This is a genomic window from Microbulbifer mixtoriginis (SeqCode) (assembly GCF_052468275.1).
Genome location: NZ_CP174341.1, coordinates 771,506 through 790,460, shown reverse-complemented (window position 1 = coordinate 790,460; position 18,955 = coordinate 771,506). Strand labels below are relative to the sequence as shown.

The window sequence follows — 18,955 nt, the reverse complement described above, 5'->3', positions numbered from 1 at the left end:
TTGCTAAAACTCTCCAAGTGGAAAATTGGATGTTATTCGACCTCCGGTGCCGGCTTGGAAGGCTTTTCAACTGTCTCTTCGCTCGACGCCAGGGCGGGAGCTTCTCCGGGCAGGCGGCGGTACACCAGATCCCAGACACCGTGCCCAAGGCGCTGGCCGCGGCGCTCAAACTTGGTTTCCGAGCGCCACTCTGGACGCTCGACATAGTCATCATTGGAGGAGGTATTCTCCAGCAGTGACTCCGCTTGCAACACTTCCAGCATATGCTCGGCATAATTCTGCCAGTCCGTAGCCATATGCATGACACCGCCGGTTTTCAGCTTGCTGCAAATCAGGCGCACAAACTGCGGCTGCACGATGCGGCGCTTATGGTGCTTCTTCTTATGCCAGGGATCGGGAAAATACAATTGGAACCTGTCCAAAATGCCATCCCCAATGCAGTCATTCAAAACATCCACCGCATCGGCCATATAAATTTTGAGATTCTCAACCCCGGCTTTACCGGCATTGTTAATCAGCCGACCCACACCGGGAGGATGCACCTCAATACCAATAAAATTCTTATCCGGTTCGGCCTGGGCCATGGCAAGCAGTGAGTCGCCCATACCAAAACCGATCTCCAACACAAGCGGAGCCTCACGGCCAAATGCCTCAACTGGATTCAGAGGGCCATCGAAGAGCGACAGACCATATTTTCCCCAGTAAGTATCAAAGGCGCGGCGCTGCCCCTCAGTCATCCGCCCCGCACGAATCACGTAGCTGCGGATAGATTTTTTCTTGTACTCGGTGCGGTAGGGAAACTCTTCCGCGGATTCGTCTTGCATTGTTCGCGACCTCTTATGCGAAACGGTTTTCTCTTATTCGGGTTTTGATAGGCGACAGCCCGGCTATTTGGGGGTATTCACGGCGGCAATAAACAGTGTCACCCAGCCGGCGATCATCAATAACCCACCAATCGGTGTAATCGGCCCCAGCCAACGCGGCCCACCCAGGGTAAGGGCGTAGAGACTACCGGAAAAAAACACCAAGCCAAATACAAAGAAAGCGCCGCTCAGAGTGAGTGACAGACGTTCTCCCCAATTCTGTATCAGCAGCGCCACAGCCAATAGCGCCAGGGCGTGGATCATCTGGTACTGCACACCGGTCTTGTAGGCTTCCAATAGCGGCTCGGCGACCTTGCCACGCAGGCCGTGTGCGCCAAAGGCACCGAGAGCAACGCCACTGGCGCCAAATAATGCGGCGAGTAGAAGGTAAACTTTAACCATGGCTTATCCCATTTTTTTGCGCCCGACGAAGCGGGTCCATGCATCGCAGAAATAAAAAAACCGCGCTGCTGCGCGGTTTTTTCCGAACTGCCAAAGTGCGCTATCAGGCCTCCATAGCCGCACGCACTTTTTTCATGGCGTTCTTCTCCAGCTGACGGATACGTTCGGCGGAGACTCCGTATTTATCTGCCAACTCGTGCAGAGTGGATTTCTCCTCGCTCAGCCAGCGTGCCTGGATAATATCGCGGCTGCGCTCGTCGAGCTGCTCCATAGCATTGGCCAGACTGTTGAAGCTGGTTTCCTGCCAGTTATCCCGCTCCAACTGAGCTGCCGGATCATAACTGCGGTCTTCCAGGTAGTGTGCCGGCGCTTGCCAGGCGGTGTCGTCATCGTCGTCCACCCCCGCATCAAATGCGGCATCATGAGCGGCAAGGCGGCCCTCCATCTCATGGACCTGGGCGACATCCACATTCAAATCTTTAGCCACCGCCTTGGCTTCATCATTGCTCAGCCAGGCCAGTTTCTTCTTCTGACCACGCAGGTTGAAGAACAACTTGCGCTGTGCCTTGGTGGTAGCGATCTTCACGATGCGCCAGTTGCGCAGGATAAATTCGTGAATTTCCGCTTTGATCCAGTGCACCGCAAAGGAGACCAAACGTACCCCTTTCTCGGGGTTAAAGCGTTTAACCGCCTTCATCAGACCAACATTGCCTTCCTGCACCAGATCCGACTGGTTGAGTCCATAGCCAGAATAAGACTTGGCAATATGTACGACAAAGCGCAGGTGGGACATGACCAGTTGGCGGGCCGCGTTAATATCTTCGCGATAATAGAGGTCTTCTGCCAGGCGCTTTTCTTCCTCCGCGGACAGCACATCGAAGCTGCTGACGGTCTGGATGTAAGCTCCCAGGTTGGCGCCCGGAGACAGCGTATGCACTGGCTGTAGGCTGGTTCCCATTCAGGTTTCTCCTCTCATTATTAGTCGGCCGATTCCAGCGGCCGCTGTCGTCGGACACTTTATCCGGCAACAGGCTGGACTCAGTGTAGCACTTGCACGAGCGGTTAAGAAAGTCCGCCGCCAACTGCCGTATTCCCTTGTATTGCAGCCGTTTAGAGGGACCAAATCCCGACTAGGTTCCCCAATTCGCTACAGCTTTACGCTTCTTGGCTAAACCAAGGCGTGTAAACACTCTTCTCAGCAGGGTTCGATCTCGCGCAAGTGACGGCCCGCCGCCAGCCAGGCCCCCAGCAGCCCAAGCAAAGCAGCGCCACCGATAAGGCCAACAAAATAGCTGAAACCGGGCCCCACTAGGCTGTAATTACTACCGTAGCTAGAGGAGAGGCCTGAGATCGGCCCGGACAATAGCAACACCGCCCCCAGTAACAGAGCCCATGCCAGCAGTCCGCCAAAAGCCCCATAACAGAGACCACTGTAGAGGAAAGGTCTGCGCACAAAAGCATTTGTGCCACCCACAAGCTTTACCACCAGGATTTCCTCCCGACGGCTCTCAATGTGCAGGCGAATCGTATTGACCACCACCAGGATAACCCCCAGCGCCAACAGCAGCGCGAGCCCTGCGGACATCCGTTGCCCCAGCTCCGTCAGCTGGGTTAGGCGCTGCACCCAGGCCAGATCGAGCACCACCGAGTCACTCAGGGCGTGCTCCTGTAGGTTATCCACAATGCGCTGCAATTTTTCGCTGTTATGGGTATCTCGCGGGCGCAGCAGCAATACTGCCGGCAGAGGGTTGGCATCGAGCCCCACCAGGAGATCGCCGAGCCCGGATGCCTGCTCGAATTCCGCCAGCGCCGCTTCCGGAGAAATATAAGTCACCTCTGCGATGGCCGGGTCGCTGCGCAGTTTGGCGGCGAAGGAGTCTACTGCCGTTTTCTGCGCTCTCTTATTGAGAAATACTGAAATCTGCGGCTGACCATCCCAGCCGGCCACAGCGCGCTGAAAATTTGCCAACCCAAGTTGCAATGCGGCGGGCAGGGCCAGGGCGATAGCAATCACCAGGGCGGTCATAGCACTAGCCATGGGCGTAGCGAAAAAACGGCGCAGGGATTCCCGTGCTACCTGGCGATGGTGGTCGAGCCAGGACTGCCAGCGATCCGAAATACCGGTGCGAGCAGCCACCGCGCCACTGCTACGCGGGCGCTTTTCAATGCCACTGCTCGCCGGGCGCTGGACTCTAGACTGGGTGTGCTTCACGGCTTGGGACTCCGTCGTAGATCAACTGACCGGCTTGCAGGGTCAATACCCGCCGGCGCATGCGCGCTATCAATTCCAGGTCGTGGCTTGCCACCAATACAGTGACGCCCACAGCATTAAAGTCGGAAAACAGTTGCATGATCTCCTGTGACAGCTGAGGGTCCAGATTACCTGTAGGCTCATCCGCTACAAGGATCGCCGGCTTGTTCACTACTGCGCGGGCGATACCCACCCGCTGCTGCTCCCCTCCAGACAGGGTAATGGGATTGTGTTTCTCCTTGTCCAGAAGACCTACTTTGTCTAGAGCGGCACGCACCCGGCGGCCCACTTCGCGTTTGCTGCAACCGGCCACTGCCAGCGGTAGAGCGATATTGTCGAACACACTGCGATCAAACAGCAGCTGGTGGTTTTGAAAAACGATACCCAGGTTGCGGCGGTAATAGGGGATCTGGCTATTGCGCAGGCGGTTGAGATTCTGCCCTGCGACCAAAATCGAGCCTTTAGTGGGGCGCTCGATGGCAGTCAACAGCCGCAAAAGTGTGCTCTTACCCGCACCTGAATGACCGGTGAGAAACACCATATCGCCTCGAGGGACTTCCAAGCTGATACGCACCAGGGCGTCCTGCCCCGATGCATAGCGCTTATTCACATTGTCAAAGGTGATCACGATTTTGTTCTTGTTATTCCCTAAGAGGGTTTAGTGGCGATCAAGCGGTATCACGGCCAAACAGCGCCGAGACAAATTCGCGCGCGCGGAACGGCTGCAGATCCTCAGCCTGTTCACCCACACCTATAAAGCGCACAGGAATACCGAAACGCCGCGCCAGGGCAAAGATCACGCCACCCTTGGCGGTGCCGTCAAGCTTAGTGAGTACCAGGCCGGTGACACCGGCCGCCTCGCGGAATTGCGCAGCCTGGTTAATTGCATTCTGGCCGGTACCGGCATCCAGCACCAATAGCACCTCGTGGGGAGCACTGGGATCCAGCTTGCCCATTACACGGCGCACCTTGGTCAACTCTTCCATCAGGTTGGACTTGGTGTGCAGGCGGCCGGCTGTATCGGCGATTACCACGTCAATACCACGGGCCTGGGCCGACTGCACGGCATCAAAAATTACCGAAGCGCTGTCCGCACCGGTATGCTGAGCCACCACCGGCACATCGTGGCGCTGTCCCCAAACCTGTAACTGCTCTACCGCAGCGGCGCGGAAAGTGTCGCCGGCGGCAAGCATCACCGATTTGCCTTCGCCGAGGAAACGGTGCGCCAGCTTGCCGATAGTGGTGGTCTTACCAACGCCGTTAACGCCGACTACCAAAATCACATAGGGCTTTTTACTGGTATCCAACACTAAAGGCGCGTCGACACTGTCGAGCAGCTCTGCCAACTCTTGCTGCAGCGCTTTATAGAGCGCATCCCCATCGGCCAGCTCACGGCGTGAGACGCGCTCAGTGAGGCGCTCAACAATTTCACTGGTGGCCTCGACACCCACATCTGCCATCAGCAGCTGGGTTTCCAGCTCTTCCAGCAGATCTTCATCGATTTCTTTGGCTCCGAGGAACAGGTTGCCCATGCCCTCGACAAACTGATTGCTGGTGCGGCTGAGCCCGCGGCGAATACGTGCAAAGAAACCCTCTTTCTTTTTCGCTACGGGTTTTTCCTGCACGGGGGTGGGCTTGGGCGCTGGCTCCTGAACCCGAGGAGCCGGTTCTGGCGCTGCTGCTTCAGTATCGGCTGGCAACTCAGATTCAGGGCTAGACGGAATTTCGGGCTGCGCATTGGCTGTACTAGCGGGCGACGGCTCAACAGCTTCTGTGGAAGGTTCCTGCACATCAGCAGTCGCTTGTTCCATCTCTGGAGCGGGCTCTTTATCGGTGACAGATGGCTCCTGCCACTCTTCCGCCGGGGCCTCCTCTGGTGAGCCAACCGCTTCGGCCTGCTCCCCTTGGGGCTCGCTTTGTTCGGGCTTGCGCTTTTTCTTTTTGCGCAGGAAATCAAAGATCATTCGTTTATCCGGGTGTACCGCTTGCAGAAAGACGCTAATCTTAGCATCGCTAAGCCCCCAGTAGAGAGTTACCTTGGCCAGAAGTTCATCGCGCAAGCAAAGCACACAGCCTCTTTCCCAATTGCGCATCATCGGAGGGCAGTGGCGCGGGCGCAAATTGCAATTTGCCCCGGTTGAGGGATTGAGACCTACCGGCGATCGCCTGCGCGAAACCCTGTTCAACTGGTTGCAGTTTCACCTGCCTGGCGCACAATGCCTCGACCTCTTCGCCGGCTCCGGCGCCCTGGGTCTGGAATCTCTATCCCGTGGCGCGGCCTCAGTGGATTTCGTCGAACTGAATCCCCAGGCTGCACGCACCCTAAACCAGCAACTCCAGCTACTCGAAGCCACAGATGGCGAGGTGCATAACTGCCGGGCAGCAGATTTTTTGGTCGGTGGCGGCAAGCCTTACGATATTGTCTTTATCGATCCGCCCTTTGCAGACGATTTGTGGCAGGAGAGTCTCGGCGCTCTCACTGGCAGGCTCTCAGAAGGCGCTTTGATTTATATCGAGACACCCCGAGACACTGTTATTTCTACTGCGAACGACTGGTCGTTAATCAAGGAAAAGCGCGCTGGTCAGGTCTGTATGCGACTGTTTAGTAATAACTCCGATGCAACCACTGAACACTGACCGGTCAACGGATCAGGTTAACGCATTCGGTTTTGAGCCTTAGCCGTAAATTGTTTACCATTCGCATCCCTTTCAGCCCGCATTTATCCTTGGCGTATGAAAAAAGTTGTCTACCCCGGAACTTTCGACCCAATCACCAATGGTCATCTCGATTTGGTGGAGCGGGCCTGTCGCCTGTTTGACCACGTCATCGTGGCCGTAGCCGCCAGTAATCGAAAGAATCCTTTATTTACACTGGATGAGCGGGTGGAGCTCTCCCAGCGCGTACTCGGCCACCTGCCCAATGTGGAAGTCATCGGCTTCGATATCCTGCTGGCTGACCTGGTGCGCCAGGTGGATGCCTATGGGGTTCTACGCGGCCTGCGCGCAGTATCCGACTTCGAATACGAGTTTCAGCTGGCTAATATGAACCGCCAACTGGCGCCGAATATGGAAAGCCTGTTCCTGACCCCAGCAGAACATTTGTCCTATATTTCTTCCTCTTTGGTTAGAGAAATTGCCTCTCTCGGTGGAGATGTCACAAAATTTGTTCCAAGTGCTGTACAAGCGGCACTGGAAGAGAAATTCCGCTAACTCCCGAATTGGTTATTTCTGATACACTCGAGCGGATTTTTCCACAATCCGCGGAGTGTTTCGTGCGTCACATTCTCCTCGCTCTCGCCCTTGTTCTATCTCCGGCCATGGCCGATGAGCCGCAACCGGAAGTCGATACCGGCCGCAGTGCCATCAAGTCTGCCACGGCCAAATCCTATATGGCGGTGACCGCCAACCCCCACGCGAGTCGCGCCGCCGAACAAATCCTCGCGCAGGGCGGTAGTGCCGTGGATGCAGCCATCACCGCTCAGTTGGTGCTCGGGCTGGTGGAGCCCCAGTCATCAGGTATTGGTGGTGGCGCCTTTATGCTGAGCTACGACGCCAAAGATAAACAGCTGCGCTATTACGATGGCCGGGAAACCGCTCCGGCAGAGGTGGATGAAAACTACTTTATGCACGACGGTAGACCGCGTTCATTTATGCAGGCGGTTATTGGCGGCTACTCAGTGGGCGTCCCTGGCGTCATCCGCATGTTGGAAATGGCGCACCAGCGCGATGGCAAACTGCCATGGGAAGTTTTATTCCAGCCAGCCATCCAGCTAGCCGAAAGCGGCTTTGAAGTCTCTCCACGTCTGCACAAATTGTTGAGCAGGCTACCCCATGTAGATGCAAGACCGGCGATCGCCAGTTATTTCTTTGACAGCGACGGCAGGCCCCTGCCGGTGGGCCACCGGCTGAAGAATCCGGAATATGCCCGCACCCTGCGCATGATTGCCAGCGATGGTGCGAACGCTTTTTATAAAGGAGAGATCGCCGAGGCGGTCGTCAAGGCCGTTCGCGGCGACACTGAAAACCCCGGTCTGCTCAACCTTGAGGATATGGCTAATTATCGGGCCAAACTGCGCCAGCCTCTCTGTTCCGCTTTTCTCGAATACCAGGTCTGTGGTGCGGATGCCCCCTCATCGGGCGGCACCACCGTGGGCGGTATTTTGGGCATGCTGCAAGCTTTTCCCATCGCTGAAATGGAAGCCGGGGACGACCTGCTCACCCATTTGTTTATCGAAGCCTCAGAACTGGCCTTTGCCGATCGCAACACCTATTCGGCCGACTCGGATTTCATCAGTGTGCCCAGTAAGGCTTTGGTATCCCCCGCTTACTTGAGCGAACGTGCGACACTCATTGACCCTGACAGCGCCAGCATAGCCAAGCCCGGCAATCCGAACACTGGGGCGACCAAGCGCCTCACGGCCCAATCACCTGAGATGCCCAACACCAGCCATTTGGTCGTTGTGGATCGCTACGGCAATGGCGTCAGCATGACCAGCAGCATCGAAACGGGCTTTGGCTCTCGCCTGCTGGTAAAGGGTTTTCTGCTGAATAACCAGTTGACCGATTTTTCCTTTACCCCAAAAACGGCCGAAGGGCAGTTGGTGGCGAATCGTATCCAGGCCGGCAAACGACCTCGCTCTTCCATGTCGCCAACGGTGGTATTTAATAAAGATGGCAGCCTGCGCCTACTGGTGGGCTCACCCGGGGGGTCACGTATTATCGACTACACCGCCCGCACCATTCTCTACCACCTGGGGCTGAATATGCCCATTGCCGATGCCATCGCAGCCGGCAACATTGGCGCTATCGGGCGGCGTGTCGAACTTGAACCCGGTTTCTTTAGCCAGGACACCATCAATAAACTCAGGGCTCGCGGGCACGAGGTCGTCGAGCGCGATCTCAACAGCGGCATTCATGCAATCGCGGTAAAAAACAATACACTCCACGGCGGTGCCGACCCCCGCCGGGAAGGCAGTGCGCTGGGGCACTGATTTTCTGGAGGAGGCATATTGCATATGCCTCCTCAAAACCATCCCCCCTAGAAAGCTGCCATTCATAAACCAGCTTTCCGGATAGCGTGCCCCTTCTTTAGAGTGGTCCATACTTCCTCCTAACTAGCGTAAGCCAAAACGCAACTGGAGGGCCCCTCTTGGACCACCGCAAAGTAGATGCTACTGGCATCGAACTCCTGCACGACCCCAGCACCAATAAGGGCACTGCTTTTACAGAAGCGGAACGCAACAAGTTTGGCCTTAACGGCCTGATTCCCTACGCTCTGGAAACCATCGAAACCCAGGTAGAGCGGGTGATGATGCAGCTGAGCCACAAACATTCGGATATTGATCGATTTGTCTACCTGACCGGTCTACTGGATACCAACGAGACGCTCTTTTACCGAGTGGTGATGTCCGATCCGGTGCGCTTCCTTCCGATCATTTACGACCCCACTATCGGTGAAGCCTGCACCAAGTTCAGCCATATCATGCGCAGGGTCAGGGGTGTCTATCTGTCTATTGCACAGAAGGGCAGTATCGCCGACTCCCTGTCTCACTGGCCGGACCGGGACATTCGATTTATTTGTGTCACCAATGGCGGACGAATTCTGGGGCTCGGGGATATCGGCGCGAATGGCATGGGTATCCCCATTGGTAAACTGCAGCTTTACACCGCCGCCGGGGGCGTACCGCCAGAGCATTTACTGCCACTCTTTTTAGATGCCGGCACCGATAATGAACAAGTACTCACAGACCCTCTTTATGTAGGCCTGCGTCGTAAACGCCCGGATACTGAGACGCTTTACCGTTTTGTGGATGAATTTGTGGACACTGTTCAGCAGCGCTATCCACACTGCTGTCTGCACTTTGAGGACTGGACCGGTAGTGACGCCGTCCACCTGCTGCAACGATATCGAGACAGGGCCTGCTGCTATAACGATGATATCCAAGGCACTGCGGGCATTGCCCTGGCCGGCATGATCAACGCCCTGAAAATCAAACAGGGCTCGTTAAAGGATGAAAAAATCTTCTTCGCCGGTGCCGGCTCTGCCGGCATAGGGCTTGCGGATTTATTTGTGAGTGAACTGGTCAATGAGGGGCTCAGTAGGGAAGAGGCCCAAGCCCGCATTATTATGTTCGATGAAAAGGGACTACTGGTAAAAAGTCGCGAAGACCTTTTCGACTTCCAGCGCCCCTACGCACACGACCACTCCCCAACTTCACAATTATTGGAGGCCATAAAAACTCACAAGCCAACTACCTTGATTGGCGTCAGTACCGTTGGTCAATTATTTACCCAGGAAGTCGTGGAAACTATGGCCGCACACAACCCGCGACCCATTATTTTTGCTCTGTCCAACCCAACCGAACATGCCGAATGCAGTGCGGAGCAGGCCTACAGTTGGAGCCAAGGCCGAGCCATCTATGCCGCCGGCGTACAATTCCCCAAGGTCACACTGCATGGAAAAACCTATTTGCCAGGCCAAGCGAATAATTTATATATCTTCCCCGCGGTAGCAATGGCAATTTATGCAACAAGTGCTAAACGTGTGCCCGACTCACTATTTATTGAGGCCGCCCGTGGAGTTGCTGAGCAAGTCGGTCAAGATCTGCTGCAGCAGGGCTGTCTGTTTCCGCCACAATCAAAAATTTTAGAAATATCCCAAAATACAGCCGCAAAAGTCAGCAAGAAAATCTTTGAACTTGGGCTCAGCGCAATGGAACCGCCAAAAGATTTTTTAGAATTTATAGAAAAACATACTTATAAAGCTGAATATCTTTCTTATATTTGAATTTAACTCAATACAACAAAGGTCAGAAGGTGTCTAGTTGTATTGATCTTGGTTCACTGCCTGAATTTCTAAAATATTTTCGATCAAATACCAAGCGTCCCTTATAAAAAGTCTTTATCACTTTGGCTTCATCAACCTGATCTTTAGAAAAATTAAATATATTTCTATCTAAAACAATAAAATCAGCCCACTTACCCTTTTCGATACTGCCCGTTTCCTTTTCCAAGCCCCCGGAATAGGCAGCATTAATTGTAAAAGCCTCAACTAGGTCATAAATAGAAATTCCTAGATTTAACCCCCGATAAATAACCGCCATTGGATCCAACATGCCACTAATCTGAGAGGGGTCAGAAGATAATAAAGATACACTCATGGGAATATATTTTTCTCCGCCCTTTAAACTTCTGCCCTCCGTTGAACCTTCTCGGCCCCTATGCAAGAGGAAAATATTTTTTGGTTGCATAAATACAGCACTATGCATCTGGGAAAGCTGATCCAGAGTGGACTCTTTATCTAAAAAAGCATTAACAATTGCATTGCGTATTTTGGTGTCGTCCCCCTCCAACTTTTCCAGTATATTTAAAGCTTTATCAGTTTCCTCTTCTCCAGAGACTAAAATCTGTATGGGAAATTGGTGAGCATTAGCCCTTTGCGCCAAGCTAATAACCTCTTTAATCGAACCAGAAGTCCTTGAGATTGGTTCTGTAGTGATCCACACCCTTAAATTTTCCGGCAACCATCCAATATAACTTATCGAAGTCAGCCTAAAGTCATCGATTGCTATTTGACTAACCTTTTGCTGCAACGAACTAAAATCTCTGTCGGCAAAATCTGTACTAACCGCCATTGAGGCCAGCACGCGAAAACCCATGGGTTCAATTTTGGATATTTGATCAAAATAACGCTTTTGGCCTTCCTCATCTTTTAATACAACAACGGAATCATAGAGACTTGTCACACCATTACTAACCGCTAAATCTTGCATACTGAGCAAGTCTTTTCGGTAATCTCCGTTTATGTCCTGCGGGATCAATTTCTCTATTAGTGCGACAGCGCCAGGACCCCGCAACCAACCAGTAGCAATGCCGTGTTCGTTTTTTTCTATAAATCCATTAGGAGGATTCACACTTTCATTATTAATTCCTGCGGCAGCCAGACCTTCTGAATTTGTCCAGATATTGTTTCGGTCTGAAGAAAATAAAATAATCGGGATCAGGTCATTAATTTGATCGAGAATTCCTTTATGCGGAGTCTCAGCAGAAAATGTCTGCAAATTCCAACCATCACCCACAATTACTTGCTGTTGCGGATTCTCTAGAATATAACGCGCTACCGCAAAACGGTAATCTTCAATGGAGCCTCCAGAAAATAAGTTGATTCTGGATGCCGCCCCTCGAATTTTTGCCCTTTGGAAAAAGCCAGGTAAAACCAGCTTACCATTCAGATCTACAATTTCAGTATCCCCGCCAATATAAGCCTCAACACCTGTCTCAGTGCCGACAAAGACAATTCGCCCATCCCTGATTGCCATCGCCGCAGCAATAGATCGGGCTTTATCCGCGGTATAAATAGTGGCGTTGCGGACAATTAACTGAGCGGGCTTGCTTGGGGTGGGATTGGCTGTGGGAATGAAGCCCACGCTCTTTTCTAGAGGATCACAGGAGAGGAGCAAAAGAACCGATAGCAAACTGAATAAACGCATATAGCTTCCCACGGATTTGCCCTATCCCCTCAATTTTCCACTGTGAAAAAATTCAGCGAGACTAGCAATTCAATGATTCTCTCAAGGCCACAGCCAGTGATAGCCGAAAGAGCCTCTCGTACAGGGACCTAGCCCGCACTCCAATAGGGTGCTGGCCAGGTTCGCCATGGCAATGGTGAGAAACAGCACCGCGATAAATTTCTCGGGAAAGGTGAATCGACGCGGTGACAGGTTGCGCCGCAAGAAACCCAACATCATTGCGACCCCGCAATAAGTAAGCAGCCCAAAAAAAGCCACGGCCGCCCAGGTATAGAGATGCAAGCCGAGAAAGGGCTCTCCAAATCCGGGGTTATTGGGCAGAATATGCAACAACACCTGGCGCCCGGCAGCAGCCAGCCCGGCAATACTCGAGAGGATAACAATTCCGTAGTGAGCGGGACGTACACCAAATCGCAGGTTCATCAGCAAGCCCAAGCCAGCCATGGTAAAGGCTACACGCTGAAGCAGGCATATGGGGCAGGGCAGTTGGTGCTCGTAAAGCTCGATGATAAAAGCCGCCCAGAGAACCGCAGAGAGGCCGAGAAGAGCCAGGGCATCGAGCCTTCGGACCATATACACCATAGCGGCACCCCGGCTAGAAGGAGAGGTCCAGCGTTGTGTTCGAGTGATAAATCAACCAGATGATGTAAATCACCATAGTCAACAACCACCACACGGTGGCCGCGCGCTGGCGGCGCTTCCATATATACCAGGCTGCAATCAGAACGGTGAGAAAAGGCAGTACCAATACCACGGGCCATCTCCACAGACAGCAATACTCTGATATTAGTAGTAAATTCCCGCCAATGCCCTACCGCAAAGTAAGCTCAACGCTGGCAACGAGTGCAAAAGAAGGTACTGCGCTGGCCCAGAACCATATCCCGCACCAGGCTCCCACAACTGGGGCAAGGTGCTCCCGCGCGGCCGTAGACATTGAGTTCCTGGGCGAAATATCCTGGCTTACCATCACCACCGATAAAGTCCCTCAGGGTAGTGCCACCTTGGGCAATGGCACGACTCAATACCTTTTTGATCGCCTCTGCAAGGCGCAGATAGCGGGCTTTTGAAATAGAGCCCGCTTCACGATCCGGGCGGATACCTGCCAGGAATAGCGATTCACTGGCATAAATATTCCCCACCCCCACCACGATCCGCCCATCCATAATGAACGTTTTCACCGACTGTTTACGCTTGCGGGAAGCGGCGAACAGGTAGTCACCATTAAAACTCTCCGACAGCGGCTCCGGCCCTAAATGACTGAGTAGATCGTGGGCCAGGGGGTCTGTTGCGGTCCACAGAAGAGCGCCAAACCGGCGTGGATCCCTGTAGCGCAGGGTCAGGCCACTATCGAGTCGCCAGTCGATATGGTCGTGCTTCTCAGGGGATTCTTCCTGCTCGACCAGGCGCAGGCTTCCAGACATCCCCAAATGCCAGATGGCACATCCCTTATCTGTATGCACCAGTAAGTATTTGGCGCGACGCTCCAGCTTCAGAATACGGGCATTTTTAATGTGCTTGGCGAAGTCCGGGTCTACAGGCCAGCGCAGTCGCGCCTGTCGTACCACAACCGATCGCACCCACTGTCCCTCTAGATAAGGAGCGAGGCCACGGCAGGTGGTTTCTACTTCTGGGAGTTCAGGCATTTCTCATCTCACGATGGCTGTAGCCGAGGAGCGGACACAAAAAAGCCCGGCAAGAACCGGGCTCTTCTGCGAGTACGCGGAAGGCAATTACTTGATTTTGCCTTCTTTGTACATAACGTGCTTGCGAACAACGGGATCGTACTTTTTGATCTCCATTTTCTCAGGCATGTTGCGCTTGTTCTTGGTAGTGGTGTAGAAGTGGCCAGTACCGGCGCTGGAATTCAGACGAATCTTCTCACGCATTGCTCAATCTCCAATCAGTTAGCTGAATACAGCTAATTAAACTTTTTCGCCGCGGGCGCGCAGCTCAGTCAGGACAGCGTCGATACCTTTCTTATCGATAACGCGCATGCCTTTTGCGGAAACACGCAGTTTCACAAAACGCTTCTCGGACTCAACCCAGAAACGGTGGCTGTGCAGGTTCGGCACGAAGCGACGCTTGGTGCGGTTCTTAGCGTGGGATACATTGTTTCCGGTTACCGGACGCTTACCGGTTACCTGACATACCTTGGACATCTGTTGGCCTCTTCAAAACGCTTGTGCCCGCATGGCGCCAATCCTGAAGAGGAAAAGGGTGTGCGGGAACATAAAAATCGGGATTCTAATCCGGTTCCTGGATGGCGGCGGAACCTGTGCAGAATCTGGCCCGGCCGCAAAGAGCGGCGTTTTATACCAAAAGAGCCCGTAGGGAGCAAGTTTTGTACAGTACTTCTGCGCCAATCGCAGCTTCTCAATTGCAGTGCCTACAGCAGCCCCTGCTCTGCAAAGGATAGGGCCTGGCCCTCGCCCACTATCAGATGATCCAGCACCTTGATATCCACAAGCTCCAGGGCCTGTACCAAACGCTCGGTAATCCAGATGTCCGCCTGGCTAGGCTCGCAAATGCCCGATGGGTGATTATGCGCCAGAATCACTGCCGCCGCACCCCGCTGTAAAGCAGCCTGCACCACCTCACGAGGATAAACACTGGCGGCATTCAGAGTGCCCTCGAACAATTCCTCAAAACTGATAACACGGTGCTGGGTATCCAGGAAAAGGCAGCAAAAGACCTCGCGGCGGCGATGGCGCAACTGCATAGCCAGGTAGTCTCGCACTGCCGCCGGACTGCACAAAGCACTGCCCTTCCGCACCGTTTCTGCCAGGTGTCGTCGCGCTATCTCCAGCGCCGCTTGCAGCTGTACAAACTTGGCATCCCCCAATCCACGAGCGCGACAAAACTGCTCCCTACCGGCCTCCAACAGGGCACGCAAGCCGCCAAACTCACTGAGTAGACCCCGCGCCAAATCCACTGCGGAAACGCCCGGCAGCCCCACCCGCAAAAATATCGCCAACAACTCTGCATCCGACAGCGCCGCGGCACCCTGCGCCAACAGCTTCTCCCGGGGCCTCTCAGCCGCCGGCCAATCCTTGATCTTCATAATCGTTTCTCGCCTTCCCTGACTGTCTTTTTTTTGTGAACTCTCTCCCCAACTCACCACAAGCACGATTTTCGCGTCTATTCTGCGCCTTATAAGTCCAGACGCAGAAATGCTAATCTAACCCGCTCGCATATATTCGGAAACTGTATCTATGTCCTCACTGGCCGATAAACGCATACTTTTGGGAATCAGTGGCGGTATTGCCGCCTACAAGAGCGCCGACCTGGTACGCCGCCTAAAAGAACGCGGTGCCCAGGTGAGAGTGGTAATGAGCGCCGGCGCGCGCGAGTTTGTGCAGCCGCTGACTTTCCAGGCCCTATCCGGCAACCCTGTACACACCGATCTGCTGGACCCAGCCGCTGAAGCCGCCATGGGGCATATCGAGCTGGCCAAGTGGGCCGACCTGATCCTGATTGCCCCCGCCAGTGCCCAGGTGATGGCGAAACTGGCCTGCGGCATGGCCGACGACCTGCTCACCACCTTGTGTCTCGCCAGCGAAGCACCAGTGGCCCTGGCCCCCGCCATGAATCAGGCCATGTGGCGCCACCCAGCCACCACTGCCAATGCCAAAACTCTGCGTGACCGCGGGGTACAGCTGTGGGGACCGGCGGCTGGCAGCCAGGCCTGTGGTGACGTGGGACCCGGCCGCATGCTGGAGCCCGCTGACTTGGCCCTGCAGGCCGAGTCACAGTTCGGCTCTAACGACTGTCTGCGCGGCAAGCGCGTGGCGATTACCGCCGGCCCAACCCGCGAGGCCCTGGACCCGGTACGCTACCTGAGCAACCACAGCTCCGGCAAGATGGGGTTCGCCCTGGCCGAGGCCGCCCGGAGGGCCGGCGCCGAGGTCACACTAATCGCCGGGCCGGTAAATTTAGCCACTCCCGCACATGTGAAGCGTGTCGATGTCATCGATGCGCGGGATATGCGCGATGCCGCCGAGCGTGCGGCTGACCTCTGCGATATTTTTATCAGCGCTGCCGCTGTTGCCGATTTTCGCCCCACCTCGGTGGCGGAACAAAAAATCAAGAAACGCGAGGGCTGCGACGAGAGCGCTATTACCCTGGTTAAAAACCCGGATATCGTCGCCGGCATCGCCGCGCGCAGCGAGCGACGCCCCTTTACCGTGGGCTTTGCCGCTGAGACACAGCAAGTCGAACAGTATGCGCAAAGCAAACTGCAACGGAAAAACCTCGATATGATTATCGCCAACGACGTCAGTGGCAGTGAAACCGGCTTCAATAGTGACCGCAATGCCGTCACGGTGATAGATCGCCACGGCAATACACAACTGCCCGAGGCTCTAAAGGCCGACCTAGCGCGACAGTTAATAGAAATTATTGCCGTCAAAGCGCAGAAATAAAGATTAACAGGCAGGAAAATCAGTGGTTTTCAACAAGAAAAATCAGAGCCAAGGACTATTGCACAAGGGGTTGCTGCTGCCTTCGTTGCTGGCGGCCGTCGCCTGGCTCTGCGGGGCCTATCTAATCGTTGAGCATATAGTCACCCCCCACAATCAAGCGCAAGTACAACAGGCAGCCCGGGCGCAGGGGAAAATCTTCGCGCAAGATGTAGAGTCTCTGTTAGCCGAACGCACGCGGCAGCTGCAACAAATTGAACGCAATGGACAACCCCTTGAAGAACAGCTAAAAACAGCACAACTACCGAAACAATCGCGAATTCAGGTCTTTTCAGAGGCACAAATCCGCGTGGGCGCAGGTGAAAAGCCAACCCTGAACTTCGCGCTAGTAGATCTGCTCAAGCGTACCCGACAAGACAGTCAACAGCCCCTAGAGATACTGCGTACCGGCCCCGACAACAGCTGGCAGCTTCACAATGCTGTTAACCTGGCGGGGCAACAACTTCTGATCAGCCAGCCCTTCGCTGTTTTGCAAACATCCCTGGAAACGCTCGATAAAAACCAGGGACAGATTCAGCTGCTTCAAAAATTTCCCGATTCGATTGCACAGCCCCTTTGGCGCGGCGGGCAGGGCAGTGGCTTCAGCCATTCTGAAGCAATTCCGGATAGCTACCTGCAGGTGCAGTTCAGCCCCTCCCCTGCATTTATCCAGCAACACAGCTTGCCACTTCTGTGGATCTATCTCACAGCCGGCGCCGGCCTGCTGTTCTCCTTGCTGGTACTTCTGCGCTTCCTGCCCCGAGACAACCGTGCCCCCTGGGAGCGCAGTCAGAAAGGTGAGAAAGGTGGTAGAAGCGAAAGTGAAAAATTCCCTGCGCCCGAGTCGCAGCAGGATGCTCTGCTGGCGGATGAAGCTTTACCCCAAGGGCTCGCATCGGCACCCAGCATCGCTCCCGAAGCTTTACAACAGAATATGACAAATCGCGCTGAGGCAAGGTCTGCGACCAAATCAGGTAAGCCCCAACATCCGCTAACTACCGAGTTTCCCCCTCATGTGTTTCGCGCATACGATATCCGCGGCATCGCCGGTGAGGAAATTGATGAGCCCTTTGCTTACCAGCTGGGAAAGGCCCTCGGTACCCTGGCACAGCACGCCGGAGAGCAAATCCTGCTAGTGGGGCGCGATGGCCGCAACAGTAGTGCACTGCTCAGCAACTGCCTGATGGAGGGGATTCTCGATAGCGGCTGTAACAGTATCGATCTGGGCCTGATCCCATCACCACTGCTTTACTACGCCTGCGCCAAGGGCAAGAACACCAGCAGCGGTGTTATGGTGACCGCGAGCCACAATCCGGCGGAATACAATGGCTTCAAGATTGTGCTCAAGGGCCGCCCCCTCTCTGAAGAAAAGCTACAGGGCCTGCACCAGCTTATGCAGCAGGGGCCCTTCAAAAGCGGGGAAGGCAGTAACCGCGAGCAGGATATTAAAGACAAATATATCGACGAGATCTTTAACAACGTCGCCCTCGCCGGACAACCGCACCTGGTAGTGGATGCGGGCAATGGAGCCACTTCCGTTTTGGCACCCCGGTTGTTTGAGCAGCTGGGCTGCGCAGTCACTCCGCTGTTTTGTGAAGTGGATGGGGACTTCCCCAACCATCCACCCGATCCCACGCGCCCGGAAAACCTGCAAGCATTGATCGACAAAGTGGCGGAAACCGGCGCAGACCTGGGCATAGCTCTGGATGGCGATGGTGATCGTGTCACTCTGATTTCCAGCAGCGGGCGCATCGCCTGGGCCGATCAGCTGGTTATGCTACTGGCGAGAGACATCCTGGCACGCAACCCAGGGGAGACGATCGTCTTCGATGTGAAAAGCAGCCGTAGCCTTGCTCAATTGATAAACCAGTACGGCGGCCGCCCGGTGATGTGGAAGACCGGCCACGCGCCGATGAAAAACAAAATGCTAGAAACCAAGGCAATTCTTGGCGGTGAGTTATCCGGCCATATTTTTATTCGGGATCGCTGGTTTGGTTTCGACGATGGTATCTACGCAGCGGCGCGGCTCCTGGAGATTATGGCCCTGCGGGAACAGAGCCTAGATGAACTCCTCGACTCACTGCCGCAAATGGAGAGCACCCCGGAAATATTGTTGCCCGTAGAGGAGCAGGAGAAGTTCTCCCTGATTGAGCAGTTGCGCGAACAAGGCAATTTTGACAATGCCGATATCAATACTACCGACGGTCTGCGCATAGAATTTTCTGATGGCTGGGGGCTGGTGCGCGCCTCCAATACCACCAGCGCGTTGACCCTGCGCTTCGAGGCCGAAAATAAAGAGGCTCTGGAGCGTATTCGCAAAGTAGTCATGGCGCAGATCAAGAAAATTGCTCCCACAGTTGTCGTTCCCAATTGGGAACTGCTCAACTAGCGCACCAATTTTAAACCTGTGCGGCACAGGCAGGTGCCGCAACCGACTAGCGCTCCGTGCTTTAA

At 54.5% G+C, this 18,955-nt stretch carries 19 protein-coding genes; 6 read left to right on the top strand and 13 right to left on the bottom strand.

The genetic code is table 11. The features are described 5' to 3' along the window. Positions 1-32: 32 nt before the first annotated feature. The 6 genes from trmB to ftsY form a co-directional block, all read right to left on the bottom strand. Entirely contained in the window at positions 33-824 is a 792-nt protein-coding gene (gene trmB / locus ACJJIC_RS03530; RefSeq protein ID WP_444910828.1) for a tRNA (guanosine(46)-N7)-methyltransferase TrmB, read from the bottom strand. 63 nt (positions 825-887) lie between these two features. Continuing rightward, positions 888-1,265, bottom strand: a complete 378-nt coding sequence (locus ACJJIC_RS03525) for a DUF423 domain-containing protein (protein WP_444910829.1) — start codon at positions 1,263-1,265, stop codon at positions 888-890. A gap of 103 nt (positions 1,266-1,368) precedes the next feature. Then, positions 1,369-2,223, bottom strand: coding sequence for an RNA polymerase sigma factor RpoH (gene rpoH, locus ACJJIC_RS03520; RefSeq protein WP_252083866.1), 855 nt, complete (start codon positions 2,221-2,223; stop codon positions 1,369-1,371). 237 nt (positions 2,224-2,460) lie between these two features. After that, complete coding sequence (ftsX, locus tag ACJJIC_RS03515; protein WP_444910830.1) at positions 2,461-3,477, bottom strand: permease-like cell division protein FtsX; 1,017 nt, start codon at positions 3,475-3,477, stop codon at positions 2,461-2,463. Continuing rightward, positions 3,458-4,144, bottom strand: coding sequence for a cell division ATP-binding protein FtsE (gene ftsE, locus ACJJIC_RS03510; protein WP_252083868.1), 687 nt, complete (start codon positions 4,142-4,144; stop codon positions 3,458-3,460). Before ftsE ends, ftsX begins: the two co-directional genes overlap by 20 nt. A 40-nt stretch (positions 4,145-4,184) precedes the next feature. After that, positions 4,185-5,327: a signal recognition particle-docking protein FtsY gene (gene ftsY, locus ACJJIC_RS03505; protein ID WP_444910982.1), complete on the bottom strand. Its 1,143-nt coding sequence runs from the start codon at positions 5,325-5,327 to the stop codon at positions 4,185-4,187. Positions 5,328-5,553: 226 nt separating this feature from the next. On the opposite strand from ftsY, the gene rsmD reads away from it, so the two are divergent. The 4 genes from rsmD to ACJJIC_RS03485 all read left to right on the top strand — a co-directional run bounded on the left by rsmD (position 5,554) and on the right by ACJJIC_RS03485 (position 10,303). Continuing rightward, a complete protein-coding gene (rsmD, locus tag ACJJIC_RS03500; protein ID WP_444889044.1) occupies positions 5,554-6,153 on the top strand; it encodes a 16S rRNA (guanine(966)-N(2))-methyltransferase RsmD in 600 nt (199 codons plus the stop codon). A gap of 96 nt (positions 6,154-6,249) precedes the next feature. Beyond that, a complete protein-coding gene (coaD, locus tag ACJJIC_RS03495) occupies positions 6,250-6,726 on the top strand; it encodes a pantetheine-phosphate adenylyltransferase (protein WP_252083870.1) in 477 nt (158 codons plus the stop codon). 62 nt (positions 6,727-6,788) lie between these two features. After that, positions 6,789-8,507 (top strand): gamma-glutamyltransferase, encoded by a 1,719-nt coding sequence (ggt, locus tag ACJJIC_RS03490; protein WP_444910831.1) that lies wholly within the window; start codon positions 6,789-6,791, stop codon positions 8,505-8,507. A gap of 158 nt (positions 8,508-8,665) precedes the next feature. Continuing rightward, positions 8,666-10,303: an NAD-dependent malic enzyme gene (locus ACJJIC_RS03485; protein ID WP_444910832.1), complete on the top strand. Its 1,638-nt coding sequence runs from the start codon at positions 8,666-8,668 to the stop codon at positions 10,301-10,303. A gap of 22 nt (positions 10,304-10,325) precedes the next feature. Here the strand turns inward: ACJJIC_RS03485 and ACJJIC_RS03480 are convergent, their stop codons facing one another. The 7 genes from ACJJIC_RS03480 to radC form a co-directional block, all read right to left on the bottom strand. Continuing rightward, positions 10,326-12,005 carry an amidohydrolase gene (locus tag ACJJIC_RS03480; RefSeq protein WP_444910833.1) on the bottom strand — a complete coding sequence of 560 codons (1,680 nt, stop codon included), beginning with the start codon at positions 12,003-12,005 and terminating at the stop codon, positions 10,326-10,328. 81 nt (positions 12,006-12,086) lie between these two features. After that, positions 12,087-12,626 (bottom strand): disulfide bond formation protein B, encoded by a 540-nt coding sequence (locus ACJJIC_RS03475; protein ID WP_252083874.1) that lies wholly within the window; start codon positions 12,624-12,626, stop codon positions 12,087-12,089. A gap of 13 nt (positions 12,627-12,639) precedes the next feature. Next, positions 12,640-12,798, bottom strand: a complete 159-nt coding sequence (locus ACJJIC_RS03470; protein ID WP_444903461.1) for a DUF5993 family protein — start codon at positions 12,796-12,798, stop codon at positions 12,640-12,642. 73 nt (positions 12,799-12,871) lie between these two features. Further along, positions 12,872-13,687, bottom strand: a complete 816-nt coding sequence (gene mutM, locus ACJJIC_RS03465; protein ID WP_444910834.1) for a bifunctional DNA-formamidopyrimidine glycosylase/DNA-(apurinic or apyrimidinic site) lyase — start codon at positions 13,685-13,687, stop codon at positions 12,872-12,874. 87 nt (positions 13,688-13,774) lie between these two features. Next, positions 13,775-13,930, bottom strand: a complete 156-nt coding sequence (rpmG, locus tag ACJJIC_RS03460; protein WP_020413983.1) for a 50S ribosomal protein L33 — start codon at positions 13,928-13,930, stop codon at positions 13,775-13,777. Positions 13,931-13,966: 36 nt separating this feature from the next. After that, a complete protein-coding gene (gene rpmB / locus ACJJIC_RS03455; protein ID WP_020413982.1) occupies positions 13,967-14,203 on the bottom strand; it encodes a 50S ribosomal protein L28 in 237 nt (78 codons plus the stop codon). 227 nt (positions 14,204-14,430) lie between these two features. Further along, on the bottom strand, positions 14,431-15,105 hold the full coding sequence (radC, locus tag ACJJIC_RS03450) for a RadC family protein (RefSeq protein WP_444887576.1): 675 nt from the start codon (positions 15,103-15,105) through the stop codon (positions 14,431-14,433). Positions 15,106-15,256: 151 nt separating this feature from the next. Between radC and coaBC the strand changes: the two genes are divergently transcribed. Then, on the top strand, positions 15,257-16,465 hold the full coding sequence (gene coaBC, locus ACJJIC_RS03445) for a bifunctional phosphopantothenoylcysteine decarboxylase/phosphopantothenate--cysteine ligase CoaBC (protein ID WP_444910835.1): 1,209 nt from the start codon (positions 15,257-15,259) through the stop codon (positions 16,463-16,465). Positions 16,466-16,487: 22 nt separating this feature from the next. After that, positions 16,488-18,890 (top strand): phosphomannomutase/phosphoglucomutase, encoded by a 2,403-nt coding sequence (locus ACJJIC_RS03440; protein ID WP_444910836.1) that lies wholly within the window; start codon positions 16,488-16,490, stop codon positions 18,888-18,890. Positions 18,891-18,955: the final 65 nt, after the last annotated feature.